This window comes from Mesorhizobium sp. SARCC-RB16n (assembly GCF_008520305.1).
In the GTDB taxonomy this organism is placed as follows: Bacteria; Pseudomonadota; Alphaproteobacteria; order Rhizobiales; family Rhizobiaceae; genus Mesorhizobium.
Genome location: NZ_ML703277.1, coordinates 1 through 25150 on the forward strand (window position 1 = coordinate 1; position 25150 = coordinate 25150).

Consider the following 25150-nt stretch of genomic DNA (forward strand, 5'->3'; position numbering starts at 1 on the left):
TGCACCATCAAACCCTGGGATCAAACATCTAACCGGCGTCAGGGCGCTATGCCATCGACCAGGATCAGATGTCGGCTGAGCGCGGCGTCGCGCACATCCAGTGCCGCAGCATACTCGGCGGATGCGTACCAGCGCCGTGCCCGCTCGACGTCAGGAAATTCGACGACGATCAGCGGCCCGGGATGCCACTCGCCTTCCAACGTCTCCACCTGACCGCCGCGCACCAGATAGCGCCCGCCATACCGTTCGATAGAGGCTGCGGCACGTGAGCGGTACGTCTGGAATGCCACTTCGTTGCGGATCGTGACATCGGAAATGATATAGGCAGGCATTCTGGCTCTCCGGCATGTTCGCCGAACTATCTATGTCTCGATCGGGGCAATTCCAGACTTGCCGGCGCTCACACCGCGTTCGTCAGCCGGACGAATTCCTCCACGCTCAGCGTTTCGGCGCGTCGGGTAGGATCGATGCCTGCGCGCTCGAGCAGCGCCTCTCCGCCGAGGCTTTTCACACTTTGCCGCAGCATCTTTCGGCGTTGGCCGAAGGCGGCTTCCGTGACCCGGCCGAGTTTCTTCACATCGGCGGGCAGGGGTGTCCTACGCGGCTCCAGGTGCACCACCGAAGAGGTGACCTTGGGCGGCGGCGTGAAGGCCTGGGGCGGGACGTCGAAGGCGATCCTGGCCTGCGTGCGCCAGCCGGCGAGCACACCCAGCCTGCCATAGGCATCGCTGTCGGGTGCTGCAACGATGCGCTGGGCGACCTCACGCTGGAACATCAGCGTCATCGAGGCATAGAAAGGAGGCCAGTCCGCGACCGTAAGCCATCGGACCAGCAGTTCCGTGCCGATGTTGTAAGGCAGATTGGCCACGATCCGCACCTGGCCGCTGTCTCCGGCAGCCGCGGACGCGAGGGCGGCGAAGTCGGTCTTCAGCGCGTCGCCCGAAATCACTTCCAGCCGACCGGGGTAATGAGCGGAGACTTCGGCAAGCGCTGCCAGGCAGCGTTCGTCGCGCTCGATGACGACGACCCGGCGGGCGCCGTTCGACAGCAGAGCCCTTGTCAGCCCTCCAGGCCCAGGCCCGACCTCGATCACCGTGGCATTCGTCAGGTCACCGGCGCTGCGTGCGATCTTGCCTGTCAAATTGAGATCGAGCAGGAAGTTCTGGCCGAGCGCTTTTTTCGCCTGCAGCCCATGGCGCTCGATGACGTCGCGCAGCGGCGGCAGCCCATCGATGCTCATGCGCGAAGACCGGAAGCGGAAGCACTCATGCGGCGACAGCCTTTGCGTCGATGTCGGCCAGTTTTCTGGCAAGCTTCAGCGCAGCGATCAGGCTGTCCGGTCGCGCCACGCCCTTGCCGGCGATGTCGAAGGCGGTGCCGTGGTCGGGCGAGGTGCGGATGAAGGGCAGGCCCAGCGTGACGTTGACCGCCTCGTCGAAGGCGAGCGCCTTGGCCGGGATCAATGCCTGGTCGTGATACATACACAGCGCCACATCGTAGCCCGCCCGCGCCCGAGCATGGAACAGTGTATCGGCTGGCAAGGGGCCGAAAGCGTCGATGCCTTCAGCGCGCAGGATGTCTACCGCCGGGCGCACGATATGCTCGTCTTCCAGGCCCATGGAGCCGCCTTCGCCGGCATGCGGATTGAGGCCGGCAACGGCGAGCCGCGGCTTGGCGATGCCGAAGCGGCTGGCAAGGTCGGCCGCAGTGATGCGCGCCGTCGCGACGATCAACTCGGTGCTCAGGGCCTTCGGCACATCGGCCAGAGCGATGTGGATGGTGACGGGAACCGTGTGCAAGTCCGGGCCTGCCAGCATCATCACCGGCATCGCCTCGACGCCGCTGTGCCGAGCCGCCAGATGCGCCAGATATTCGGTGTGGCCGGGAAAGCGGAAGCCGGCATCATAGAGCGGCTTCTTGGCTATCGGGCAGGTCACCACTGCAGCGGCATCGCCGGCAAGGCAGGCCTCGACTGCGCGGTCGATCGCTTCGATGGTGCCGGCTGCATTGGCCGGATCGGGCCGGCCCGGGCTGTCGATGAAGCGCGCCGTCAGGGGAACGATCGGCAAGGCGCGGCCAAACACCTCGGCCGCCTGCACCGGCGTCACTTCCTGGACAGGCAGCGAAACGCCAAGGTGGCGCGCGCGCGCGGCGACCACGGCCGGGTCAGCCAGCAAATAGAAGGGCGGCAAGCCGACAGCGTTGCGCGCAAGGAAGGCGGCGACGGCGATTTCAGGACCGATACCGGACGGATCGCCGACGCTCAACGCCAGCGCGGTCATCGCGTTGCTCACGTCAGCGCTTGACGATGCGGGCTTTCGCCTTCAGCTCTTCGACATATTTCTTGCTGAGATCGTCGGCGGCCTTGTCGTTGGAGCCTTCGCTCTGGAACACCATCTGGGCCGTCTTGTCGTCGGACACTTCGCGCGACGAGCAGATGCCGATGAATTCGACGCCGCGTTCGGTCTCGCGCGTGACGGTGGCGCCGCCGACCTTGGTCGCTTTGATCTGCTCGGCCCAGTCCGGCGGCAGTTGCGGCGCCAGAACCCGGCCGAGGTCGCGAACGGTGACGTCGATCAGGCCCTTGGCGAACTCACGCGTCGTGTTGCAGCCGTTGAAGCGGGCACGCATGGCGTCGGCCTCGCGCTTGCGTTTGGCCAGCGTCGCGCTGCGTTCGGCTGCCGGCACGACGAAGATGACCTGCTGCAGCATGTATTCCATGGCGCTCGGCTTGGCTCCGCCCTTGTCCAGCATGCGCCGCACCGCGTCCTGTTCGGTCACGCTGCCACCTTCGCCGGAACGGTAACGCGCGCTCAGGGCCTGGTTCCATGCCATCTGGGCGCGAATGAACTCCTTGAAGTGATCCTTGCCGACACCGGATTTTTCCATGACGCCATCGAGCTGACCAAGCTGCATCTTGTTGTTGGTGGCAAAGCGCTGGTAGGCGGCCTCGACCTGGGCATCGCTGATACGGATGCCAAGCCGTCTGGCCTCGGCGACGCGCAGCGACTGGTCGATCATTTCCTGTGCAGCGTCGCCCTTCTTGCGCTGCAGCTTCAGGAAGGCGGCACGATGGGCGATATCACCACTGGTGATTGCTATGTCGTTGACGACGTATTTGATCTCGCTGGCAAAAGCCGGCGGCGTCATCACTGTCATCGACACGGATGTCGCCGCCACAAGCAACGCGAACCCTGCTGAAAAGAGGTATTTCCTCATCGTTGGCATCCCAATTCTAGTCCGGCTCCGCCCAATTCCGTCCCCTTCCGGATACGCGAATCCGTGCCAGCCCTATGCGGCGAAACGATGTCGCCGCTTATTGGATGGTGTCGATTGCGTTGGTCGACGAGCCGAAGTCGCCGAGGGTGCGGAACGACAGGTTGAATCCGATGCTCTGCGTCACTTCCCTGGTGTTCAGGTCACGCGACTGCGCGTACGTCATCAGATAGGTGAAGCAGGAATCGTTGTAGGCGAAGCCCACCCCGTCCTTGACCAGCAGGCCCTCCTGCAAGTCGTAGGTTCCTGTCCCGAACACGCGCCAGTTCTCGGCAAGATGCGTCGATGCGCCGAGCGTGACCTCGTGACGGTCGGTCGTGAAACCATAGAGCGGCTGGGCCTGGATGAAGGCATACTTGGCGCTCAACGACACCGGCAGGCCGGAATAAGCAGCTTTTAGCTCGGCGCGGCGGATCTCGAAGCTCTGTTCGTCGAACCGGCCGCTGACCGAGGCCGCGAAGCCATTGGGGCTGGTTATGCCAAACAGGCCGACATAGTCGGACTTGGTGGTCTCAAGCCCCGAATTTGCGCCGACATTGACCAGATCGGGTGCCGCGAAGGAGTTTTCGCCGCCGATCTGATAGGACTGGCCGAAGATCGCATTGGTGCCCCAGCCATTGATGTAGGAGCCGGAATAGCGCAGCCCGACATTGGCACGCGAGCCGCCTTCGATGCGGTCATAACCGGAGAACTTGTCACGTTCGAACAGCGTGGTCGCATCGAAAACCATGCTTTGCGCGTCTTCGTTCGGAATGGAGAGGCCGCCGACATACTGTTCGTTCGGACGCAGGAACACCTGTGCCATCGGCTCGACAACGTGGCTCGACCCGCTGGCCAGCGAGAACAACAGGGGCCAGCTCATCTCGAGCCCAGCGGTCGCCATGTAGCGGGCAAAGGACGAGCGCATGTCGTCCTGCTCGCCCAGATTCGTCGCCATCTGGTTGACTGCGGTGAGCGAGGCCGATGAGGCTCTGACATAGTCGACGTCGCCTTGCAGCGCCAGCAACGGCGTCAGCACCAGCCCGTCATCGGTGACAAAGCTGCGTTTCCACTCGGCCTCGGCGGTAACACGGCTGGACTCGCCTTCGATGCCGCGCACACGCTGCGTACCCGAACCGGGTACGTATGGGGTAAAATAGGCCTGGTCTAGATCCTCGCGGCGGATGACGCGCGTATTGACGTTGAGCGACAACTGGCCGCCGGCGACCGACGTGTCGGGAATGTAGGCGTAGTCGAGCGAGGGCAGAACCCAGGGCTGCTGGCCGCTTCGCGCTGCCGGATTGCTGTTGAGCGTGTTTTCCTGGACCTCGAAATGCATGGCGCGCACGTCGAAATAGTTGCGGCCATTAAGGCCAGTCAGGTAGACCGACGACTGGTGGACATATGCATTGTACTTGTCGATGTTGTAGGTGTTCGAGAAGTTCTTGTCGGTCTGCAGCAGCACGTCCCAGCCGAAATTCCAGCGTTCGTTGATCGCGAACTGCCCCTGCGTGCCCATCATGCCGCGGAACTTGTTGGAATCGCCCGCCGCGCCCGAATTGATGTTGCGGCCGGCGCTGTCGATGAAGGCATCCGGATTCTGCTGCTGGATGGCAGCCATCTTGAAAGTGTATTGGCCGTTGTTGAAGCGCTGGCGCCATTCGGCTTCGCCGAGGAAGCCCTGCTTGGTATAGCCGCTTCCGGTCACCGTCAGATCATATGTCGGCGAAAGGGCGAAATAGTAGGGAACCTTGACGCTGTACCCCAGATGGCTGTTGTAGCCGATGCTGGGGATCAGGAAGCCGCTCTTGCGCTTCACCGTCGGGTCGGCGATCTCGAACGCCGGCAGGTAGGCCAGCGGAAAGCCGAAGAACTCGAAATTCGCGTTCTCGAAACGAACCGTCTTCTTCTCACCGTTCCAGATGATCTTCCTGGCTTTGACGCGCCATGTCGGTGCCTTGTCGGGCTTGTCCTCGCACGGTTCGCAGGCGGTGTAGACACCATTGTGGAAGGTGGTCAGCACGCCGCCCATGCGTTCAGCACTTTCGGCGGCGAAATAAGCCTTGTCGATGGTTTCAACGCGCAACGCGTTGACGAAACCGTCGGCGAAATCGTCGGTGATGTCGATGTGCTGCGAATTGATCTTGGTGCCGTCGCTGTTGACGATCTCGACATTGCCGCTGGCAACCATCCGCTTGGTATTGCGGTTGTAGACGACTTTCTGAGCGACGAGGCGGTTGCCGCCGTAGTCGATCTGCACGCCGCCGATGGCGGTCACTGTCTGGTTATCGTTGTTATATTCCAGCGTGTCGGCGGCCAGCAGCATCTGCGAGCCTGACGGAACCGTGGTCGCCATGTTGCTGACGTCCTGCGCGAACGCCGGCAGCGGGACGCCGCAAGCAACCAGGCACGCCAAGGCGCTCGCCGCATAAAGGCGCGCCAAACGGGCCTGCCTGTCGCTGGGCAAAAACGCCTCCCTCACTAGCCGTCTTCCTTGTATAGCAGGAAAGTCACCCCGAAGAACATAGCTACCACGACCGGTACCCAGGCGGCTATGGCAGTCGGCACGAACCCCGCCACGCCGAACGCCTTCACAAGCACCGAAACGACATAAAGCAGAAACCCGGCAACGACGCCACCCAGAATCATCGTTGCCGACTGCCCCATTCGCGCAAATCGCATTGAAACTGTTGCCGCAATCAGCGTCATGGCGACGAGGAGGAACGGCAACGCCACCAGCGAATCAAACTGCATGGCAAAGGCATTTGCCTTGAGGCCGAAGGAACGGGCAACCTCGATTTTTCCGGGCAGGTCATAGAAAGGAATTGTCTCCGGGCGCGCCAGCCGCTCCTGCACGAATTCCGGCTTCAGATTGGTCGGCACACGATCGTTCGCGACGGGCTGGATGGTACCGTTCCTGAAGGTCTTCACATCCTGCAATTCCCAATAGCCGTCGCGCAGGTAAGCACGTGCCGCATCCTTGCGCTCGACGATATTGCCTTGCTGGTCGAGGATGAAAAACACCGCGTCGGACATCTCCAGGCCCTGGTCGAGGATGGCCCGCGCGCCGATGATCGTGTCGCCGGAAGTGGTTTTCTGGCGAATCCAGGGAGCGGCATCGGCCGAAACCGCGTTCGATTTGCCGGAGCGCAGCTGGGTCTCGATCTGTTCGGACAAGGAGAAGGCGTGCGCGGCGAGCGGGTTGATGAGCCCGACCGACACGGCGCCGAACAGCAGTGCGCCGATGCAGCATGGCAAAAGGAACTGCCAGGCAGAAACGCCCGCGGACCGCGCGATGACAAGTTCGTAACGTCGGTTGAGCGAAACCAGCGTCGCCATCGCCGAGAACAAGCCGACAAACGGCACTGTCTGCAGCATGATCATGGGCATTCGAAGACCTGAAATGGCCATCGCCGTGCCATAGGTGAACCCTGGCAGGCCGGTGGTGCGGCCGGACAGTTCGGTGAAATCGATAAGGAACACCAGTGCCAGAAGGCCGAGGAAGAACCAGATCGTGATCGCCACGTAGCGGAAGAAGAAATATCGGCCCAGAGTCCAGCCCATCAGCCGACCCCTTGGCCTGAGGTGTCGCGTCTGGATAGACGCAACTTGAGGGCATTCCAGCCGTCACCGATGCGGCTGGCCAGGTTTGTCATCCAGTCCGCCCAGGCAACCGGCAGTTCCATGGTCCGGTTCGACACGATGAACCAGATCGCCACCGCGGAGGCCACGATCGGCACGCCATAGACCATATAGGAATATTGCGGGACCTCGTCGGCCTTGCTCGCGGCGAAGAAACCCAGCCAGCGTACGAACAGCGATATCGCGATGGCCGTGATCAGCGGATTGACGCGCGCCTCGCGATGCGAACGCGCGTCTCCCGCCACCGCGAGCGCGATCAGCGCAAAAACCATGGAGTACGTCCATTCCGAAAACCGCTGGTCGACCTCGGCCCGGTATTCCTGGGGATTTTGCTGGTAATTCTTGTCGTTAGGACTTGGATTGAGCAGGTATTGGGTGGTCTGGTCTTTCGGGAGCAACGTCACTTGGTTTGCCGCCGACATGAAAGCCGACATGTCGAAGGCATAGGACGTGAACCGGATGACACTGAGGTCGCCTGTCAGCGTTTTGCGATGGATGACGCCGTCATTCATCATCAGCACCTTTTCGCCGCCGCGTTCGATGATGCTGCCGGTCTTCGCATAATAGACGAGATTGACGCCTTCTTCGCGCGAATCGGCGACGAAGATGCCACCCAGCCGGTTGTCGGGAAGCCGCTCGCCAATCTGCAGGAACAGTCCGTCCTCGATCTTGCGGAAGGTGCCTTCCTGGATGATCAGCGACAAGAGGTCGGCGCGCGACTCCGCCACCAGGGCGCGGTTCTTCTGTCGTGCATAGGGGTCGATGCCGTTGTCCACGGCGAACGAAAAGACGCTGGCGGCCAGCGCCAGCAGCATGATCGGCCGCACGATGGTCCAGCGCGAGGCACCCGATGCATTGACCACCGCGAGTTCCGAATCCGAATTCATCACGCTCAGTGTCTGCGCGACCGCCACCACGAGCGCGAAAGGCACGACGATCGGAACGATGGAAGGGAGAATAAGAGACGCGACCTCGAAGAAGGTCAAAGCCGATTGGCCGCTGTCGGTGACCAGGTTGATCTTAGCCAGCACCTGCGTCGTCCACACGATGGCCAGTGTCCAGACCAGCGCCGCCAGGAAGACCACGAAAGCGCGGCGCATGATGTAGCGTTCAACGACCTTCATGAAGGCTTTACTCGATTTTCTCGAACGGCATCATGCCACCACGCTAAGGGTAGCTGTCCGGCGACGCCCGCACAACTGGCACCGTCGGGCTGCATCAGGCAGGCGATCCGGTCCCCGTCCCACGTCGCGTACCGCAGTAGGCCGGAGTGTCGGCGGCAATGGATAAGAAAGGACGAACATCGATGGTTAACAACAGGTTGCGGCTTGAAGCGGGCCGTGCCGCGACGAATCGCCATCGATTCCATGTCTCATATGGGTAGCCATTTTGGCAAAGTCTTGCCAAATGCCGGAAAACGACCAAATGTCGCGGATCGCTCCAAACCGCTTCGCGCATCATCGCGCAATCCCCGAAAGCAGGACATGATGAACCCGAGACCATCGATCGCCTTTGCAAAATTCGCCGCGCCCCAGACGGCGGCGAATAGAAAGGGCACGGTCTTCGTGCTGTCGGCGGATGACGGTGGCTTGAGCGATGCGGCCAGGGCTTACGATCCGGGCAAGACGCTGGATAGGGCTTTCCCGGTCGCCGAGTTTACCGGCAAGTTCGCCGGCACTGTCGAAATCCTGGCGCCGGAAGCAACATCGCTCGACAGATTGGTCGCGGTCGGTGCCGGCAGGGTGTCGGGGCTCGACGAGTATGCCTGGCTGAAGCTCGGCGGTACTATTGCTGCATCGCTGCGCAAGGCAGCCGACGTGGCCGTGGTGCTCGACCTAGCCGGTGCCTCGCCCGATGGCAAGGATGCCGCGAACCTCGCGGCGGGCATTCTTTTGCGCGGCTATTCCTTCGACAAGTACAAGACCAGGAAGGATAAGGACGACGGCCAGGGGAGCGGCCAAGAGGGCGGTAAGGCCGAACCGAAAAAACCGGTCAAGGTGACAATCCATACCGCCGACCCGGCAGGCGCCAAGAAAGCCTTCGCCGATGCCGAGGCGGTGATCGACGGTGTGCTTCTGGCGCGCGACCTGGTCAATGAACCGGCAAATGTGCTGGGACCGGTCGAGTTCGCCGCCCGCGCCAAGGACCTCGAGGCGCTCGGCGTCAAGGTCGAGATCCTGACGGAGAAGGAGATGAAGAAGCTCGGCATGGGCTCACTGCTCGGTGTGGCGCAAGGCTCGCCCCGAGGCGCCCGTATGGCGGTCATGCAATGGAACGGCGGCAAGCCGAAGGACAGCCCGGTCGCCTTCGTCGGCAAGGGCGTCACGTTCGACACCGGCGGCAATTCGATGAAGCCGGCGTCGGGCATGGAGGACATGAAGGGTGACATGGGCGGCGCTGCCGCCGTGACCGGGTTGATGCACGCACTCGCGGCGCGAAAGGCGAAGGCCAATGTCGTCGGCATCATCGGTCTTGTCGAAAACGCCGTCGACGGTCATGCTCAGCGCCCGGGCGACATCGTCACCTCGATGTCGGGACAGACCATCGAGGTGCTCAACACCGACGCCGAGGGACGCCTCGTCCTGGCCGACGCGCTGTGGTACTGCAACGACCGCTTCCAGCCGAAATTCATGGTCAACCTGGCGACGCTGACCGGTGCCATCATGGTTGCGCTCGGCGTGCATTATGCCGGCCTGTTCTCCAACAATGACGAACTGGCGCAAAGGCTGACCGCGGCCGGACAGTCAACGCAGGAGCGGCTATGGCGCATGCCGCTCGGCGCCGAATACGACAAGTTGATCGATTCCAAGAATGCCGACATGAAGAACATCGGTGGCCGCTACGGCGGCGCGATCATCGCCGCGCAGTTCCTGCAGCGCTTCGTCAAGGACACACCCTGGGCGCATCTCGACATTGCCGGTACCGCGATGGGCTCGCCATTGAACGAGATCAACCAGTCGTGGGGTTCGGGTTTCGGCGTGCGGCTGCTGGACCGGCTGGTGCGTGATCACTACGAGAGTTGACGTCGATCCATGGCCGATGTGCTGTTCTACCATCTGACCGAATCGACGCTGGAGGATGCGCTGCCGGGCCTGCTCGAGCGCAGCGTCGATCGCGGTTGGCGCGCCGTGGTGCAGACCGGCACCGAGGAGCGGCGCGACGCGCTAGACCAGCATCTATGGACTTTCCGCGATGATTCCTTTCTGGCGCACGCGACCGATCGCGAAGCTTATCCAGCCGAACAACCTATCCTGTTGACCACCGGCGACGGCAATCCCAACGAAGCCAAGATCAGGTTCCTGGTTGACGGCGCGGCGCCGCCCGACCTTGGCGGCTACGAGCGTGCGGTGTTCCTGTTCGATGGCCATGACGCGGCCCAGGTCGAGATGGCCCGGGCGCATTGGAAGACGATGAAGGACGCGGGTCACGCGGTCACTTACTGGCAGCAGACCGCGGACCGCCGCTGGGAGCGCAAGGCTTAGCCCTCCGCGTATCATCTGGCTCAACAGGGTGAAACGGCCGACATCGCGATCAAGTCGTCGAAGACGCGGATGATCGGTGCCCGGATGATGGACCGGCGCTTATTGGAGACAAGCGTGGGACATTGGCCGAATGTCTCGAAACCGAATAAAATTTTAGCATTCCGAAGAAGCATTCGTTCACTAACTAATTGAAATACATATATTATTTGTCAAAAATCAAGCAGCGCGGCGCAGTATCCCCGGCAGATCGGGGATACATCGATGCTGTTTAACCATCTCATAGTCCAACTCTGCGTGGCGTTTGGAATGATGCTTCCGGGAAACGCCTCGCTCGCTCCACTGGCTTTCACCGCGAGCCTCGAGCATGCCAATATCGACCGTATGGAAACCACGGCCCTGCCGCCCCGCCAAGACCTTGCCGTGCCCCAACCCGCGCCGATCGAATTCGGCGTCTACGATCCGGCCGACGCTTTCAAATCGGCCACCGATTTTCGCATCGAGCATGTTTTTGTCGCCTGGGAGCCGTTCGATGCCAGCAAGCTGAGGCAGAAGGCGGCCGAAGCTGCCGAACGTGGGCGCGACCTTATGGTCACCGTGGAGCCATGGCCGAAGGCATCGAGGATGCGCCGTGGCGGCGACGCGATGCTGCGTGAAATCGCGCAGGCAAAATATGACAGCCAGATCGATCATGTCTGCTCGGAACTGGCAAGGTCGTCCGGCCGTACCTTGCTGCGCTGGGGGCACGAGATGGAGGTGGTGTCGGACCGTTATCCCTGGGCTTACAAAGACCCCGCCAGCTTCATTGCCGCCTTCCGGCATGTGGCCGAACGGTGCCGAAAGCTGTCCCCCAACACGCTCATCGTGTGGTCGCCGCGCGGCGATGGAGAGCTGAGGAAATACTATCCTGGTCCCGACTATGTCGACTATGTCGGCGTATCTCTCTGGGGACTGCAGAAGTGGGACCGCAAGCATGGCGGGCGCGATCGCGCTTTTCGCGAAGTCTTCTGGGAAACGTATCGAAATGTGGTCGCCTACGCCAAGCCTGTGATCATCTCCGAACTCGGCATTTCTGGCGACCAGGACTATGTCGATCGCTGGCTAGCCGAGATCATGGACCACGACACCAATGGCGCGAAATTCCCGTTGCTGAGGACCATCGTCTATTTCAACGACAAGGAACCTCATTATTGGCCGCAAGGGTTCGGTTCACCGGATTGGCGAGTCGATCCAACCAAACTGGTGGCGCTGCCCTGACGTGCAGGCGGCCCGGACCCAGGCATCAGCCCGGAAGCGGCTAATGCATGTCGCCCGGAAGTGTCCTCGGTTCCGGGATAACGACATGCATAAAATCAGAAGCTTACAGCAGGTCGGGCGAATCCTATTCGCCGCGACATGCTGTAGCCGCCCGGGGCAAAATCCAATCCCTGGACATAGACGCTGTCTGGCAGAGGGCTGATCAGGCAGTCGCCCGCTCAGTCCGCGGTCGCTGGCTGGTTCAACGAATCCTTGATTTCCTGCACCCTCTTGCTGACCCGGTCGCCCGGCTTCAGCATCTTGATCTCCTGGTAGCCCTTGGTGTCGCCGGTCAGAACGTACCAGTCTCCCTTGGCCGTGTTCTTGGCATAGATCGTGTCGCCAACCCTTCTGTGGGCAAAGCATGAATGGTCCGTGCTGGATTTCTTGGCGCTGGTCCACTTCGCACGGAAGCAGAAGGTCCCGTCATCCTTGAGGAACCAGACGCCTTCGCCGTAGGAGGCAGCCGGGCCTGTTCCGCTCCATCCGGCGAATTGCCGCTTTTCCCGCTGGAAATAGCCGGCGCCATCCTTCCAGGTCCAGGTCATATTGTTGTAGATCGCCAGCACGTCACCTGCTGTCAGCGGCTTGCCCTGTTCTGCCCGCTTGGCGATCGAACTTACCGTTTGCGCCGACGCTGCTCCTGTCAGGAGGCAGGCGATTCCGACAGCGCCGACAACCAGTTTGAATGCACGCATAGCCAACTCCCTTTCTGCTTTTGCCCTCTAGGCAATCAGTTGATGATGTTCTGCTTTATCCGCCAGTCAGGCAGGCCGTAATGCTCTGGCCAAGGATAGACTTCCTTGTCGTTGAAATAGACGACCGCCGTGAGTTTGGGGAACGCAGGCAAGGGCTGACGTACCTCCGCATCCCACGCCGCGACATAATCCTTGCTGCCGGAATAGCCGAGTTCCGCGACGACAATCGGTCTGTTGAACTGGAGAACCCGGTCGTAGCCCGGCTTCAACAGCTCGGAGAAAGTCCGGTCGCGGCCATATTTATCCCTGTCGAATTTCTGCAGGCCGAAGACCGACAGGCCGATCACGTCGACATAGTTATCGCCAGGATAGTAGGCGGCCAGGCCGTCATCGCCCTTTGGCGACCACATGAACGTGGCGTGAGGGGCCTGTGTCCGGCACCGGTCAACGACATGTCTGTAGGCCTTGATGTAATCCGCCGGATCCCAGTTCGCCCAGGAGAATCGGCCCGTCTTGTCTTCCATCTCGTGCGCAAAACGTATGGTGACGGCCGTCTTCATTCCTCCGGCGATCCTGCAGATGGCATCGAGGTTCGGATCGTATTTGCCGGACAGGATGCCGTCCCTGAGTTCGTTTGGCGTGACGCGCCATTGCTGTGACCAGGTCCATGGCTCGATCGTGATCAGGATGGTCCGTCCTCTTGCGGCCGCATAGGTATCGGCCGCGGGCAGACTTGCTAGGTCGACATCTTCCCATGGCAGAAACAGATGCTCGATCTTGACCGTCTTGTCGTTGCTGAATGCGCCATACGGGTCGTACGCGCCAAAGTCAGGAGCCGAGCCCTGCGGCGTGGCCTTTTGCGATAGGTCGGTCGACGCGCCAAGCGACGGGGTCGCAGGCATGGTAACGCTGGCGGCCAATCCCATCGCGACAAGGAGCGCGAAGCTTCTCGGGTAAGATTTCATCGTCCGTTTCATCACATTACTCCCTGGCTGTGTTGAGCATCATCGGGTTTTCCGAAGATCAGTTCGGCGTCAGTGCCTCCCTCACGGGCTTGGTTTGCATTCCATCCATGCGGCCGCGTGGCCGCCGACATATCCTTGCTGATCAGACGATGGTTATCGTCATGGCTGGTTTCCTTTCTTCCCGGCGGTCGCGGCCTGGCTGTCCCACCAGACCTCGAAACGCAGCTTCCCGGCTTTCACGGCTGTCAGGCCTGCTCCGGACGGGCCGTAGGTGAGGCGCGTCAGTTTTAGAGGCTCGGCGCCTGCCGCCATTGTGTCCAAGCCTTCGAGGCCGTGGGACGACAATGAAACCGCCGAGATCGTCGAGACCGCGCCCGCGAACGCGCTCTGCCTGATGAGGCCGACATTCGGCTTGATCGAGTTTTCATAGGCATGCCTGAGGATGATGACGACCAGGATCAGCGCATACACGACGGCGTTGAATATGGCGAAGAAGTAGAAGCCGCGCCCGGCCGTGGCGTCCTCGACAAAGATCGCCGGCAGCGCAGAGGTGATGGACAGAACTGCGTATGGAGCGATGACCCGGAAGGGTAGGACATCCGCTGGCCCGCCGCCCTTCGGCGTCACGCGAAAATCGACGAACGTTCCGGTAGCCCAATCGCGAAAGGCCGCCAGTATGCCAGCCAGCGCCCACGGCCACCTGGCGAACGGAAACAGGATACCTTCCCAGCTGAAGACCTTGGCATTCTTTGGCCGCCACCAGCCATTGGCGCGAAACAAGGTGTTTATCGATGTGAGAATGATCGTCGATGGCAGGAGATGCTTGAAGAATTGTGGAAAATCCGTTCCGACGAAGTTCATGTCGAACAGAAGGGCGACAATGGGAATCGAAAACGAAATAACCATCGTTGCGCAGAACAATCCGTACCAAAGCTGGCAGAAGAGGAATTGAAACCGCAGCTTTAAGGGCAGTTTTTCGATGTAGGCGGGGGTATATTTGATAAGAAGCGTCATGATGCTTCGCGACCATTGGAATTCTTGCGTCGCGAGGTCGGCGAATGTCTGCGGACCGTCACCATTGGCAATCGCATCGATGGCGTGGGCGCCCCGCCAACCCTTTGCATTCATCATCAGGGTTGTGGAGTGGTCCTCTGCAAGCTCGGGACCCAGGCCGCCAATGTCCTTCAGCGCGGCGGTCCGAACGGCGTAGTGCGAACCGAAGCAGATCGGCGCCCAGCCGCCATTGTAACCGGCCTGTAGAGCGCCATGCAGTATGCCTTCCGCATAAAGCCTGCTTCTGGCCGACCAACTGTTCCCTGCGTTCCTGTCACAGATGCTTGGCGCCGAGACATAACCAACTCGTGGGTCGCAGAAGGGCGCCAGCATGTGCCTGAGATAGGATGGCGAGGGGACGTGATCGGCATCCAACTGGGCAACGAAGTCGTACCGGTCGTAGCCGTAATTGTCATAGAAGAAGGCGAGGTTCCCCTCCTTGCACCGGGTTCTGCGCGGCCATTGCGGCCGGTGATAGTCGTCGCGTCCCTTTCGTGTCGAAACAAAAACGGAATGCGCGCGGCACCAAGCCAGCGTCTCCTCGGACGGATCCTCGTCCGCCAGCCAAGTGTCGTGTCGCAGATCCTGGCGGCGCATTGCCGTGAGCGTTTCGGCAATGATCGAGAATGGCTCCGACGGCGCTTTGGTGACGACCATCGCCACGCGACAGGAGGGTGAAAGGCCTATCCCGGACGCTGGAACCCTCGAGCGCAGAAATATCGTCAGTGTGTAAAGCGGCATGGCCATTGTCAGTGCCACCAGCACTGACACCATCACGAAACGCCCGGTTCCGACGTCATGCGCCGGATCAAGCCACCACGACCAGAAATAGCACAATGAGGCAAGCCAGATCAGATAGGCCGACACGTACGCGGCCTTCTGCGGCCTGGTCATCAAGGAGACCAGAAACGAATTGCGCTCGTCGGCGCGATGCGAAACTGCATCGATAGCTCTGCCGGAAGTCCAATGTGATGGCGCGAAACTGGTTCTCATCGCGTCGCCTCGAGGCCAAAGAACGGGGCCGCTGTCCTGACGATGGTGTCGATGTCGGAAAACTCGGGCACGAAGCCCAGATGCTCGCGTGCATTGACCGGATCGGCATAGAGCGCGGCCGGGTCCCCGAGGCGCCGGGTTCTGTAGACAGCCGGGACCGATCGCGACGTCATCCGGCTGACTGCCTGCAAAATCTCCTTGATCGACACGCCTCGCCCTGTCCCGAGATTGACCGACAGGCTTTCGCCGCCGGCTTCCACGTGCAAGAGCGCCTTCAGATGCGCGCGGGCGAGGTCGCTGACATGGATATAGTCGCGCACGCAGGTGCCATCCGAGGTGTCGTAGTCGGTGCCGAAGACCTCGATCTCGTCGATCAACCCGGAGGCGGCCATCAGGACCCTGGGAACCAGGTGCGTTTCTGGCGAATGCCATTCCCCCAGTTCCCCGTCGGGATCGGCGCCGCAGGCGTTGAAATAGCGCAGGATGGCGTATTTCACCCCATAGGCGGCCGAATAGTCGCCGATGATCTGCTCGCCCATCAGTTTGCTGCGCCCATAGGGGCTGATCGGATTCTGCGACGAACTCTCGCGCACCGGCAGCACCTCCGGCACGCCGTAGGTCGCGCAACTGCTGGAGAAGATGATGTTGCCGATTGCTGCGGCGCGCGCCGCATCGAGCACCGCGATGGTTCCGGCCACATTGGTCGAATAGTGCTCGGCCGGTTGGTGGACAGACTCTCCAACATAGGCCAGGGCCGCGAAATGGATGATCGCCTTCGGCTGGTATTTGCCGATCGTCTGCTCCAGCGCGCGTTTGTCCCGGATATCGCCGACGACGAGCGGACCCCAGCCGACGGATTTCTCGTTCCCGCGGCTGAGATCATCATAAACCACGGGGAGGTAGCCGGCTGCCGCCAAGAGCTTGCAGGTGTGGCTGCCGATGAAGCCGGCGCCGCCTGTCACGAGTATGACGGGCCGTGTCATGACACGGCGGCCTCTTTAACAGGCCGGTTGCTGTAGAGCAGGGCGTCGAAATACTCCATAGGGCAAGACCCTGGCTCAGGTTGATCGTCGGTTCCCAGCCGAGATGTTGCCTGGCAAAGGAGATATCGGGTCTGCGTTGCCTGGGGTCGTCGACGGGCAGTGGCCGGTGCACAATCCGCGACCGGGAGTTCGTATAATCGACGACCAGCTTGGCCAGATCCATGACGGTGAATTCAGCGGGATTGCCGAGATTGACCGGATGCGGCGGTGGCGTCGGGGCTCTCATCAGGCTGACAAAGCCCTCGATCAGGTCGTCCACGTAGCAGAACGATCGTGTCTGCATGCCGCTGCCATAAACGGTCAGGTCCTCGCCACGCAGCGCCTGGACGACGAAGTTCGACACCACGCGGCCGTCGTCGGGCTGCATGCGACGGCCATAGGTGTTGAATATCCGCGCAACGCGGACATCGATGCCGAACGTTCGCGAATAGTCGAAGAACAGGGTTTCGGCCGAACGTTTACCCTCGTCGTAGCAGGATCGTGGGCCGTGCGTGTTGACGTTGCCGAGATAGCTCTCCGGCTGAGGATGGACCAGCGGGTCGCCATAGACCTCCGAAGTGGAGGCCTGGAAGATCTTGGCATTGTGGCGCCGCGCGAGTTCCAGAAGGTTCAGCGAGCCGTGTACGCTGGTCTTGAACGTGTGGATCGGATCGGCCTGATAATGCGGCGGAGAGGCGGGGCAGGCGAGATTGTAGATTTCATCGACGGGAATGTCCCCAGGTAGCGCGTCGACAATGTCATGCTCGATGCATCTGAATGCCGGATCGCTCAATATGGCATTGAGATTGTATCTCTTGCCGGTATGGAAATTGTCGAGCGCGACGACTTCATATCCGTCCGCCAGCAACCGTTCGCATAGATGCGAGCCTAGAAATCCTGCTCCCCCCGCGACCAGGGCGCGACTTTGGCGCGTGCCTTTGCGGCTGATCCCATCCCGGAGTTTCAAAACCTTGATGATTTTACTCATGGTCTTCCCCTTACGCACGGCGCACACCATCGACCGGGCAGGACAAAGCACCGCCCGGCCACGTTCTTTCGAACGTGACAAAACCCTCCGCTCGCGCGGAATCGCCATCTCTGATGTGCGCTACTTGCTCTTTGAGTTCACAGGATCGATGCGGCGCGGCTTATTGCCGCCGCCCAGCTTCCAGATGCCCCGAATTTTCGTGACTACACACTTGGTGCCACCATCGCCCATTGCCTGCGCAAATTGCACATCCCAACGGGTCAAAAATAAACCTGTGGACATTCTAGTCAACTAAATTAGCTATCCATTAACTACAATCGTTCGTGAGTGGTTAATTACGATACTGGAATCTTGGTCCCGCGCGTCAAACCATCTGATCGGCGATCCGGTCTTGGAGGGAAATAAAAGCAGAATATATCGGATGGCGCAGCGCATAGAACATCAGCTATATCGGTGTGAACGAAACTGAGATATAGGTAAAATATAAATCGCGGCGTATACCTATTAGGCAGAAGAAAACGCGGAAATTTTATAGCGTAACTGCTTAGACGTCGCCGTTACACGCGCAGAAAGCAATGTGACTGCCGACCAAAGCCGCTTGGGCTGCAAATGTGCGCGGAGTTCCCGATATAGGGATTCCAGCTTGCCGTGGTCGATGAGATGCTATTTGTCATAACGCTACGATCCGGCTTTGGGGCGGCCAAAGCATGATATCCAGTGTTGGAGGATTGGCAGCCGGCTATACCGAGAGCAAAGCTCAGAGCCAAAAATTTGTATCTTGAATTTGGCTCCGGAACTGGTCTAGGTTCGCCAAAGCGAGTGAATTCACCTTGGTGATATTTGCACATCAAGTCCCTCCGTCCCTGAAATGTCCGTCGTTGCCCGAATCGCCTGCAATATGCCGATTGGCTCTTTAATTATCCGGACAATAGTTAATTTAGCTACCGCTACTGATCGCCTGGGTAGAGCCCTTGGCGTGGGCCCGATGGTCATACATGACCGTGGCTTGCCTTGGCTCGGGCAGGGAACGGCTCCCTCCGGACCTCTACTGCATGGACTGCCCGAGGCCCGCCATTGGCGGGCCTCTTCTGGATGGCCACAGCCGTCATCGATGGGCTTACTGCCCACCCATTTCCTTCTTGAATGTATCGAAATCGACCTGCATGCCGTTGAAGATCGTGCTCCAGTGGCGCGTCAGCGCCGCCATCGCCACGGCTTCCTGGATCTCCTCGTCGGTTGCGCCGGCGCGCTTGGCGTCCTGCGTGTCCGACCAGATGCAATAGGTGCAAGGGATTTGTGCCGCCACGGCCAGGGAGATCAGCGACTTGACCTTGGGCGGCAGCGCCGTCTTGTCGCTGAGTTCGATGGCCTTGACCTCGGCCCAGGCACCGGGCAGACCGGTTTTGGGAAACTGCTTCACAAAGCTCGGTACACCGCCCATGGTCGACTGGATGTCCTTGAGGGTTGCATCATAGTCGTCGGCATGGGCCGGCGCGGTGCCGAGCGACAGCACGCAGGCCGCGGCGGCGAACAGGAACGCACGTTGGGATGAAGACTGCACGGATTTGACGATGCGATGATACGACATGGTTTTCTCCTCTGGTCTTTGTTAGCCTTACGATGTAAGGTGACTGCGAAAATGAACCTTACACTGTAAGTTGTCAAGCGGCGCAATGGATCAATCAATCAAGAAAAAGAGAGCGCGCGGGCGTCTGTCTCGCGAAATGATCGAGGACGCGGCTTTCGAAGTGATCGAGAGGGAGGGCCTTTCCGGCTTTTCGATGCGCAAGCTGGCGGCAGCACTTGGTTGCGAGGCGATGAGCATCTACCATCACTTTCCCTCGCAGGCGCACCTCTTTGAGTCGCTGGTCGACAGGTTGATTGGTCCGTTGAAGATGCCGGCTCCGGATCTGCCATGGCGCCAGAGGATGCGCATGGCTGTATTGGATTATCGGCGTATCGGTCGCGAGCATCCGGCCTTCGCGAGCTATTTTCTCAGCTACCGGATGAATTCGCCCATTTGCCTTTCCTATATCAACAACATCGTAGGCTTGTTCAATGACGGCGGCTTCGATCAGGAAATGGCCGCAAGGCTGTTCCGTGCGGTCGGGTACTATCTGGGGGGGGCGGTGCTCGACGAGACCGCCGGTTATTCAAAGGGCCCGTCGGCGGTCACAACGGTCAGCAGTGAGCAGCTTGAGCGCGATTTCCCCAACATCGCCACCGCGGGCCGCTACTTCGGCACCGCTGAATTCGACAAAACCTTCGATCTTGGCCTGGAGATGCTTCTGGACGAGATGGAGCGGATCCGCACTGCTACCCTGGACAGATCCGCGCAAGGCGGCAGCCCTAGCGAGCAGAAGTAGAAATGGCCAAGGTTTTTCGATGCGCTTTCTCTCTGTCCTGCTTCTGATCGCCGGCGCCGCCATCGGCATTTTCTCTCCGTGGGCTGTGAGTAATTTTTCCGGCAGGGCGGTCGGCACATACCGCGTTTATGAGGGCCGCCAATTCCGGCCGGTGACGGTTCAACTTACCGCGGGCGATGCGGCGTTGCGGGTGCTGGTCGACCTGACCGCGAGGGCCGAGCGCATCGTTTCGCAGCAGCGCACGGTGTTGACACTGACCGCCGCCACCAACGGCCGCACGGTGCTTGCCTCGACGCTGCAGTTCAACCACGTGGACAATCCGCGCCAGGCCGGCCCGCAGCTGCCCGACAAGATCTTTCGCGACGAGGCCGGCCTGATTGCCACCGTCAGCCCCGGCGCTTACGTCTTCACTGTCGGCCCGGGCGATGCCGAGGACATACCGATGCGAGCGGTCGACCTTGTCTTGCGCTCCGGCGCAGGCGAGATCGACGGTCGCGCGCGGCCGATAGGCTTCTCGCTGATGGCGGTCGGCTTGATCGGTTTCCTGCTGTCCCTGCGTTCTGGTGGCAGGCGACCGGAAAATCCGAACTCGCAACCGCCGCCGCCACGCTGGGGCAGGGGGCCAAAGTGAACTACCGCCACGCCTACCACGCCGGCAATTTTGCCGATGTCGTCAAGCACGTCGTGCTGACGCGCCTGCTCGCCTATCTCAAGCAGAAGGACAAGGCGTTTCGTGTCGTGGACACACATGCCGGCATTGGCCGCTACGACCTGTCCTCACTCGAAGCGCAAAAGACCGGTGAGTGGCAGGGAGGCATCGGCAGATTGATCGATGCTCCGTTCGACGCGAAGGCGGCGGCGCTGCTGGCGCCCTATCTGGAGGCGGTGCGCTCGCTCAATCCCGAGGGCGGCGTGAAGAAATATCCGGGCTCGCCGCTGCTCGCGCGCAATCTCCTGCGCAAGCAGGACCGGTTGTCGGCGATCGAACTGCACCCGAAAGACGCCGAGAGGCTGAAGACGGAGTTCGCCGGCGATTTCCAGGCAAGGGCGATGGAACTTGACGGCTGGCTGGCACTCGGAGCGCACCTGCCGCCGAAGGAAAAGCGCGGTCTGGTGCTCATCGATCCGCCCTTCGAGGAAGAGGGTGAGTTCGGCCGCCTCGTCGACGGGCTGGTGAAGGCGCACAGGCGCTGGCCCAGTGGCATCTACGCACTGTGGTATCCGATCAAGGACCGCAAGGCGATCATCGCCTTCAGGAAAGCGCTGAAGCAATCCGGCATCCCGAAAATCCTCGACATAGAATTCGAGATCAGGCCAGCCTCTTCCGAACCAAGCCTCGATGGCACCGGCATGGTGGTGGTCAATCCGCCCTTCACACTGGAAGGCGAACTGCGAACCGTATTGCCGGCATTGCACAAATTGCTCGCTGTGGGAAAGCCGGCCCACTGGTCGATGGAATGGCTGGCCGGCGAGCAGGTCCCGCCGCCAGTATAGCCGCCTTCGAACGCCGCGCTCGTTACGACCGCACGATCCGCCTCCTGGGGAACTTTGCCGTTACCTGCGGATTGCTGCTTACAGCAACAGTTCGGCGTCGGTTTCTGGAAACCATTGTTTCGGCAATCGCTTGACCGCCGCCAAGCGAATCCGCACAGTACGCGGAATCGACCTTGAGAGGCTGCCATGACTCGCTTCGCCAACTCCGCACTTGCTGCCCTGATTTCGCTCTGCACGCCCCTTGCCGCGCCTCTCGGTATCACCCAGGCGGTCAAGGCGGCTGACCTCGCCGTCTATTCCGGGGACGACGGCAGTGTCTGCGGCGAATCATGGGTACTGAGCAAGATCACGCATCGGTTCTCCTACCAGGTACATCACGTGCCGCATCTGCCCGACGTCGCTATCACCGATTTTCGCGACATTCGCCAGCACCGCTATCAGCAGGCGAGCGAGGAATGGCCGATCGGCCGTCACTATTGCCGGGCAACCGTCAGCCTGTCGGATGGCCGGGACCGGTCGATCTTCTATCTGATCGAGGAAGGCCAGGGTTTTGCCTCGATCGGCGACAATGTCGAGTTCTGCGTCTCGGGCTTCGATCGCTGGATGGTCTATAACGGCCGTTGCCGCGTCTTGCGCTGAACGCGTCTCTTCCTTCCAGATCTTTTTTCGCGCCTGCTGCCTGAAGGGTCGCAGGCGCTTTGGTGTCCTGTGTTGACAGGTGTTCGCTCGATCGCAGTGCTACTTCCTGCGTTGCGGCGCTTGGGCTTGATCGATGATCTTGCGAAGAAAGGCAATGTGACCGCGAAAGGCCCGCCGCCCGGCCGTTGTGGCCCTGATCCGTGTCTGCGGCCGACGTCCGACAAAAAGCTTTTCAATATCGACATAGCCAGCCCTGGCCAGCGTATCGAGATGTGCGCCGAGATTGCCGTCGGTGGCCTCGATCATGGCCTTCAACTGGGTGAACTCCAGCGCCTCGCGCCTCTCCAGCGTGTTCAGGACGGCCATGATCCTGAGCCGCGTCCTCTGGTGGATAATGTCGTCGGCGCTCATCAATGGGCTCCAATGCGGCAAAGCTTGGGCTGCCGCCGTGTGACTCGGCAATCTCTGCCACCGGTGATGTTACTTGCCTTTGTATGACCGAAATCGAAGGCGCGATCACGTCCCTTGACAGAATACTCTGCAATACGGAGTATTCTGTCAATCGGAAAGCGGGCGCTCGAAACATGCTTGACAAGGTGATCTTCAAATCGGGCGCTGCATCGCGCTCGTGATCCGCAGGGATCGCTCGCTTGCAAAAGATGATCGCCTCGATGAGACGGCAAGTCATGATGTTCACGGCCGAAGATCATGCGCGAAGTTGCTCGCTAATCTTCGGAGTCTGATGGCGAGCTCGCATCGGGAGTGCCGGTGTCAGATTGCCGGCGACGTCAGAAGATCAACGGCGGATTTTTCCGGAGGTGAGTGTGATTGTGTGTCGGTCGCAACCAAAATTTAAGTTGAGAAAATCATACCATTGCTTCGCTGGCTAGCGAGACGCGAGTCAGATATGCATTGCGCGCCGGGGTCATTCACGGCCATCGGCATAACGTGAAGGGGCATGACATGGCTAAGCAGTCATCTAAAGCGCCGGCATCCAAGGCACCGGCAAAGAAAGCACCCGCAAAAGCAGTCGCGGCGAAGGCCGCAACGGCAGTGAAGAAAGCAGCACCCGCCGCCAAGCCGAAGGCAACTGCTGCCAAGGCACCGGCGAAGAAACCTGCGGCAGCGGCAAAGGCCGTTGCGAAGCCGGCAGTGAAGAAGGCAGCGCCCGCGAAGGCCGCGGCGAAGCCGGCAGCGAAAGCGGCACCGGCCAAGAAGCCGGCGGCCAAGGCGGCGGTCAAACCCGCAGCGAAGAAGGCAGCGCCCGCGAAAGCCGCGGCAAAGCCGGCAGCGAAAGCGGCGCCGGCCAAGAAGCCGGCGGCCAAAGCAGCCGCGGCCGCGACCAAGCCGGCGGTAAAAAAAGCCGCGGCGCCGAAGGCAAAGGCAGCGCCTGCGAAGGCGAAGGCTCCGGCTAAGAAGTAGACAGATCGTTGGGCGTCCCGTGTCCTTCGGGGCACGGCAAGGACGCAAGACGCTCTAGGTCAGAGCATGTTCGGCAGCGGGTTCAGCCCTCGGGCTGATCGTCGGGAAGGGCCGAGGGGCAAGCAAAGCGAGGCGCCGGTTGGCTGCCTCGCTCGCCCGCCTCTTTCTCCTCGCCGTGGTTGGCGAAGGTCTCTGCGCGACGACTAGCGCCTGTGAAGTGTGGCGCCTGTAAACGCAGGTTTGAACACCCGGCAGCTTGCTGTCGTGGCCTGTTGATATTTTCCAGCGTACCGGTTTCAGGCGTGTCATGATGCGTGGGCGGAAACTGCGGCCGGTTTCTGGCCGCTGTTTTTTTGCACTCTGGTGATTGATCGCAACAGCTCTGCGGTCAACAGTGGACGTCCGCAAACAGGAAACCGATCATGCCGAAGCTGCTCTACGCGTCCACCTCTCCCTACAGTTCCAAGGTAAGGATGGCCGCGGTCTATGCCGGGATCGCCATCGATGAGGTGCCGGTCAAGACCGAGGACAGGCCGGCCGAACTGATCGGCGCCAATCCGCTCGGCAAGATCCCGGTGCTGGTGCTCGACGATGGCCGTTCTGTTCACGACAGCCGAGCCATCACCCAACACCTCAACCGGATTTCGAAGAACGCGTTGTTTCCACGCAATCCCGACAAGCGTCTGGAAGCGGAAGTGCTGGAGGCGCTGGCTGACGGTATCTGCGATTGCGCGCTGTCGATGGTCTACGAGCGCCGCACCCGCCCCGAAGAGATGGTCTATCAGCCCTGGCTCGACCGCCAGTGGGCGAAGATCACAGCAGCACTCGATCTGCTCAATGCCAATCCGCCAAAGCTGCCGAAGAAGATCACGGCCGGTCAGTTGGCGTTGCGTGCCTGCCTCGGCTATCTCTCGCTGCGCTTTGGCGGTCAGTGGGAGAAGGGGCACGGCCGGTTGACCCGCTGGGCAGCGCGCTTCGACGAAAAATTCCCGGAGCTCAAATCCGCGGTTCCGGCCTGAGCGACCGGACATAAAAAAGCCGGGCGCGAGGCCCGGCTTTTTCGTGTCGTGGCTTGAACGACTTAGAACTTCATACCGAGGCCGAAGGTGACGCGGTTGTCCGTCGCCTTGACCTTGCCGATATTATCGAAGCTCTTGCTGCCGAAGTCGGTGTAGCGATACTCGACGCGGCCGAACACATTGTCGGTCAGCTTGATGTCGGTGCCGACGCCGGCCGTCCAGCCGATCATGGTGGCCGTGTCGCTGCCAAAGGTGTCATCTTGCACCTTGAGGCTCCTGCCGGCGAGACCGCCGGTGCCATAGAGCAGGATTTCCGGGGTCACGGCGTAACCGAGACGGGCACGCAGCGAGCCTTCGAAGCCACCCTTGGAGTGGACACCGTTGTCGTCGCCCTTGACGCCGTTGTAGCCGAGTTCGGCTTCACCGCCGTACACGAAGTTCTCCTGCTGCCACTGATAGCCGCCGAAGACACTACCGACAAAACCCTTGGTATTGGTCGAGAAGCCGAGATCCTTTTCCTTGGTCTTGCCGCTGAAGCCGTAGCCCAGATTGATACCGGCATAGGGGCCGGCCCAGGATGCGACGGGCAGTTCGGCAACCGGTGCCGGTGCCGGCGGCTCTTCCTGGACGACGTCCGCCGCATAAGCGGTACCACCGAGGGCGAAGAGCCCGAGCGCAACAGCCAGCGGCCGTGCGAATTTAAGATTGGCTTGCATTGTTCTTTACTCCTTAAGCCACAGGACACAGGCTTGTTTCTCACGATCGCCATCAACCCGCCCGGGGGGTGAAACGGATCTGGCGTTCGTCGGTTCCGAATGT

General features: G+C 60.8%; 24 protein-coding genes. 9 read left to right on the forward strand and 15 right to left on the reverse strand.

From position 1 onward, the window contains the following. Positions 1 to 38 precede the first annotated feature (38 nt). The 7 genes from C7I87_RS22130 to lptF all read right to left on the reverse strand — a co-directional run bounded on the left by C7I87_RS22130 (position 39) and on the right by lptF (position 8021). Positions 39 to 332 carry a DUF1330 domain-containing protein gene (locus C7I87_RS22130; protein WP_149906211.1) on the reverse strand — a complete coding sequence of 98 codons (294 nt, stop codon included), beginning with the start codon at positions 330 to 332 and terminating at the stop codon, positions 39 to 41. A gap of 68 nt (positions 333 to 400) precedes the next feature. Further along, the gene (gene rsmA / locus C7I87_RS22135) at positions 401 to 1240 is read right to left on the reverse strand and encodes a 16S rRNA (adenine(1518)-N(6)/adenine(1519)-N(6))-dimethyltransferase RsmA (RefSeq protein WP_149906212.1); all 840 of its coding nucleotides are present in this window, start codon (positions 1238 to 1240) and stop codon (positions 401 to 403) included. Positions 1241 to 1265: 25 nt separating this feature from the next. Next, the gene (gene pdxA, locus C7I87_RS22140) at positions 1266 to 2282 is read right to left on the reverse strand and encodes a 4-hydroxythreonine-4-phosphate dehydrogenase PdxA (RefSeq protein WP_188393945.1); all 1017 of its coding nucleotides are present in this window, start codon (positions 2280 to 2282) and stop codon (positions 1266 to 1268) included. A 13-nt stretch (positions 2283 to 2295) separates the two neighbouring features. Further along, positions 2296 to 3228 carry a peptidylprolyl isomerase gene (locus C7I87_RS22145; protein ID WP_188393937.1) on the reverse strand — a complete coding sequence of 311 codons (933 nt, stop codon included), beginning with the start codon at positions 3226 to 3228 and terminating at the stop codon, positions 2296 to 2298. Between the two features lie 88 nt (positions 3229 to 3316). Further along, positions 3317 to 5737 carry an LPS-assembly protein LptD gene (locus C7I87_RS22150; protein ID WP_188393938.1) on the reverse strand — a complete coding sequence of 807 codons (2421 nt, stop codon included), beginning with the start codon at positions 5735 to 5737 and terminating at the stop codon, positions 3317 to 3319. Further along, a complete protein-coding gene (gene lptG, locus C7I87_RS22155; protein ID WP_188393946.1) occupies positions 5737 to 6822 on the reverse strand; it encodes an LPS export ABC transporter permease LptG in 1086 nt (361 codons plus the stop codon). Before lptG ends, C7I87_RS22150 begins: the two co-directional genes overlap by 1 nt. Then, a complete protein-coding gene (lptF, locus tag C7I87_RS22160; protein WP_149906217.1) occupies positions 6819 to 8021 on the reverse strand; it encodes an LPS export ABC transporter permease LptF in 1203 nt (400 codons plus the stop codon). Before lptF ends, lptG begins: the two co-directional genes overlap by 4 nt. Before the next feature lie 363 nt (positions 8022 to 8384). Here lptF and C7I87_RS22165 point away from each other — a divergent pair, with 363 nt between their 5' ends. The 3 genes from C7I87_RS22165 (at position 8385) to C7I87_RS22175 (ending at position 11633) form a co-directional block, all read left to right on the forward strand. Next, the gene (locus C7I87_RS22165) at positions 8385 to 9920 is read left to right on the forward strand and encodes a leucyl aminopeptidase (RefSeq protein ID WP_149906218.1); all 1536 of its coding nucleotides are present in this window, start codon (positions 8385 to 8387) and stop codon (positions 9918 to 9920) included. Positions 9921 to 9929: 9 nt separating this feature from the next. Then, positions 9930 to 10379 carry a DNA polymerase III subunit chi gene (locus C7I87_RS22170; RefSeq protein ID WP_149906219.1) on the forward strand — a complete coding sequence of 150 codons (450 nt, stop codon included), beginning with the start codon at positions 9930 to 9932 and terminating at the stop codon, positions 10377 to 10379. A 306-nt stretch (positions 10380 to 10685) separates the two neighbouring features. Continuing rightward, complete coding sequence (locus C7I87_RS22175; RefSeq protein ID WP_149906220.1) at positions 10686 to 11633, forward strand: glycoside hydrolase family 26 protein; 948 nt, start codon at positions 10686 to 10688, stop codon at positions 11631 to 11633. Positions 11634 to 11851: 218 nt separating this feature from the next. Here the strand turns inward: C7I87_RS22175 and C7I87_RS22180 are convergent, their stop codons facing one another. The 6 genes from C7I87_RS22180 to C7I87_RS22205 form a co-directional block, all read right to left on the reverse strand. Beyond that, complete coding sequence (locus tag C7I87_RS22180; RefSeq protein ID WP_149906221.1) at positions 11852 to 12370, reverse strand: DUF995 domain-containing protein; 519 nt, start codon at positions 12368 to 12370, stop codon at positions 11852 to 11854. Between the two features lie 35 nt (positions 12371 to 12405). Next, the gene (locus C7I87_RS22185; protein WP_149906222.1) at positions 12406 to 13335 is read right to left on the reverse strand and encodes a glycoside hydrolase family 26 protein; all 930 of its coding nucleotides are present in this window, start codon (positions 13333 to 13335) and stop codon (positions 12406 to 12408) included. Positions 13336 to 13494: 159 nt separating this feature from the next. Next, positions 13495 to 15282: a glycosyltransferase family 2 protein gene (locus tag C7I87_RS22190; protein ID WP_149906223.1), complete on the reverse strand. Its 1788-nt coding sequence runs from the start codon at positions 15280 to 15282 to the stop codon at positions 13495 to 13497. A 95-nt stretch (positions 15283 to 15377) separates the two neighbouring features. Next, entirely contained in the window at positions 15378 to 16364 is a 987-nt protein-coding gene (gene galE, locus C7I87_RS22195; RefSeq protein ID WP_149906224.1) for a UDP-glucose 4-epimerase GalE, read from the reverse strand. Next, the gene (locus C7I87_RS22200) at positions 16264 to 17391 is read right to left on the reverse strand and encodes a UDP-glucuronic acid decarboxylase family protein (RefSeq protein ID WP_246696353.1); all 1128 of its coding nucleotides are present in this window, start codon (positions 17389 to 17391) and stop codon (positions 16264 to 16266) included. Before C7I87_RS22200 ends, galE begins: the two co-directional genes overlap by 101 nt. A 1117-nt stretch (positions 17392 to 18508) precedes the next feature. Beyond that, a complete protein-coding gene (locus tag C7I87_RS22205) occupies positions 18509 to 18979 on the reverse strand; it encodes a carboxymuconolactone decarboxylase family protein (protein WP_149906225.1) in 471 nt (156 codons plus the stop codon). An 85-nt stretch (positions 18980 to 19064) separates the two neighbouring features. On the opposite strand from C7I87_RS22205, the gene C7I87_RS22210 reads away from it, so the two are divergent. From C7I87_RS22210 to C7I87_RS22225, 4 genes are all read left to right on the forward strand, one after another. After that, positions 19065 to 19757, forward strand: coding sequence for a TetR/AcrR family transcriptional regulator (locus tag C7I87_RS22210; RefSeq protein ID WP_149906226.1), 693 nt, complete (start codon positions 19065 to 19067; stop codon positions 19755 to 19757). 19 nt (positions 19758 to 19776) lie between these two features. Continuing rightward, entirely contained in the window at positions 19777 to 20388 is a 612-nt protein-coding gene (locus C7I87_RS22215) for a hypothetical protein (protein ID WP_149906227.1), read from the forward strand. Further along, positions 20385 to 21251 carry a 23S rRNA (adenine(2030)-N(6))-methyltransferase RlmJ gene (locus tag C7I87_RS22220; protein WP_149906228.1) on the forward strand — a complete coding sequence of 289 codons (867 nt, stop codon included), beginning with the start codon at positions 20385 to 20387 and terminating at the stop codon, positions 21249 to 21251. The genes C7I87_RS22215 and C7I87_RS22220 overlap by 4 nt, the downstream gene beginning before the upstream one ends. 186 nt (positions 21252 to 21437) lie before the next feature. Next, positions 21438 to 21890 carry a hypothetical protein gene (locus C7I87_RS22225; RefSeq protein ID WP_149906229.1) on the forward strand — a complete coding sequence of 151 codons (453 nt, stop codon included), beginning with the start codon at positions 21438 to 21440 and terminating at the stop codon, positions 21888 to 21890. Positions 21891 to 21989: 99 nt separating this feature from the next. Here the strand turns inward: C7I87_RS22225 and C7I87_RS22230 are convergent, their stop codons facing one another. After that, on the reverse strand, positions 21990 to 22301 hold the full coding sequence (locus C7I87_RS22230; RefSeq protein ID WP_149906230.1) for a transcriptional regulator: 312 nt from the start codon (positions 22299 to 22301) through the stop codon (positions 21990 to 21992). Positions 22302 to 22853: 552 nt separating this feature from the next. Here C7I87_RS22230 and C7I87_RS22235 point away from each other — a divergent pair. Both C7I87_RS22235 and C7I87_RS22240 read left to right on the forward strand, forming a co-directional pair. Then, positions 22854 to 23312 carry a histone gene (locus C7I87_RS22235; RefSeq protein ID WP_149906231.1) on the forward strand — a complete coding sequence of 153 codons (459 nt, stop codon included), beginning with the start codon at positions 22854 to 22856 and terminating at the stop codon, positions 23310 to 23312. A 422-nt stretch (positions 23313 to 23734) separates the two neighbouring features. Next, positions 23735 to 24331 (forward strand): glutathione S-transferase family protein, encoded by a 597-nt coding sequence (locus C7I87_RS22240; RefSeq protein WP_149906232.1) that lies wholly within the window; start codon positions 23735 to 23737, stop codon positions 24329 to 24331. A 62-nt stretch (positions 24332 to 24393) separates the two neighbouring features. Here the strand turns inward: C7I87_RS22240 and C7I87_RS22245 are convergent, their stop codons facing one another. After that, a complete protein-coding gene (locus C7I87_RS22245) occupies positions 24394 to 25047 on the reverse strand; it encodes an outer membrane protein (protein WP_149906233.1) in 654 nt (217 codons plus the stop codon). Between the last annotated feature and the right edge of the window lie 103 nt (positions 25048 to 25150).

Excerpts from the sequence above, each read along its gene's own strand:
- C7I87_RS22185 (WP_149906222.1), bottom strand. The coding sequence starts at position 13,335 with ATGAAATCTTACCCGAGAAGCTTCGCGCTCCTTGTCGCGATGGGATTG.
- C7I87_RS22200 (WP_246696353.1), bottom strand. The coding sequence starts at position 17,391 with ATGAGTAAAATCATCAAGGTTTTGAAACTCCGGGATGGGATCAGCCGC.
- C7I87_RS22205 (WP_149906225.1), bottom strand. The coding sequence starts at position 18,979 with ATGTCGTATCATCGCATCGTCAAATCCGTGCAGTCTTCATCCCAACGT.
- C7I87_RS22215 (WP_149906227.1), top strand. The coding sequence starts at position 19,777 with ATGCGCTTTCTCTCTGTCCTGCTTCTGATCGCCGGCGCCGCCATCGGC.
- C7I87_RS22180 (WP_149906221.1), bottom strand. The coding sequence starts at position 12,370 with ATGCGTGCATTCAAACTGGTTGTCGGCGCTGTCGGAATCGCCTGCCTC.
- lptF (WP_149906217.1), bottom strand. The coding sequence starts at position 8,021 with ATGAAGGTCGTTGAACGCTACATCATGCGCCGCGCTTTCGTGGTCTTC.
- C7I87_RS22230 (WP_149906230.1), bottom strand. The coding sequence starts at position 22,301 with ATGAGCGCCGACGACATTATCCACCAGAGGACGCGGCTCAGGATCATG.
- pdxA (WP_188393945.1), bottom strand. The coding sequence starts at position 2,282 with ATGACCGCGCTGGCGTTGAGCGTCGGCGATCCGTCCGGTATCGGTCCT.
- C7I87_RS22225 (WP_149906229.1), top strand. The coding sequence starts at position 21,438 with ATGACTCGCTTCGCCAACTCCGCACTTGCTGCCCTGATTTCGCTCTGC.
- C7I87_RS22245 (WP_149906233.1), bottom strand. The coding sequence starts at position 25,047 with ATGCAAGCCAATCTTAAATTCGCACGGCCGCTGGCTGTTGCGCTCGGG.
- C7I87_RS22235 (WP_149906231.1), top strand. The coding sequence starts at position 22,854 with ATGGCTAAGCAGTCATCTAAAGCGCCGGCATCCAAGGCACCGGCAAAG.
- C7I87_RS22210 (WP_149906226.1), top strand. The coding sequence starts at position 19,065 with ATGGATCAATCAATCAAGAAAAAGAGAGCGCGCGGGCGTCTGTCTCGC.
- C7I87_RS22175 (WP_149906220.1), top strand. The coding sequence starts at position 10,686 with ATGATGCTTCCGGGAAACGCCTCGCTCGCTCCACTGGCTTTCACCGCG.
- C7I87_RS22130 (WP_149906211.1), bottom strand. The coding sequence starts at position 332 with ATGCCTGCCTATATCATTTCCGATGTCACGATCCGCAACGAAGTGGCA.
- C7I87_RS22190 (WP_149906223.1), bottom strand. The coding sequence starts at position 15,282 with ATGACCAGGCCGCAGAAGGCCGCGTACGTGTCGGCCTATCTGATCTGG.
- galE (WP_149906224.1), bottom strand. The coding sequence starts at position 16,364 with ATGACACGGCCCGTCATACTCGTGACAGGCGGCGCCGGCTTCATCGGC.
- C7I87_RS22240 (WP_149906232.1), top strand. The coding sequence starts at position 23,735 with ATGCCGAAGCTGCTCTACGCGTCCACCTCTCCCTACAGTTCCAAGGTA.
- rsmA (WP_149906212.1), bottom strand. The coding sequence starts at position 1,240 with ATGAGCATCGATGGGCTGCCGCCGCTGCGCGACGTCATCGAGCGCCAT.
- C7I87_RS22170 (WP_149906219.1), top strand. The coding sequence starts at position 9,930 with ATGGCCGATGTGCTGTTCTACCATCTGACCGAATCGACGCTGGAGGAT.
- C7I87_RS22165 (WP_149906218.1), top strand. The coding sequence starts at position 8,385 with ATGAACCCGAGACCATCGATCGCCTTTGCAAAATTCGCCGCGCCCCAG.
- C7I87_RS22145 (WP_188393937.1), bottom strand. The coding sequence starts at position 3,228 with ATGCCAACGATGAGGAAATACCTCTTTTCAGCAGGGTTCGCGTTGCTT.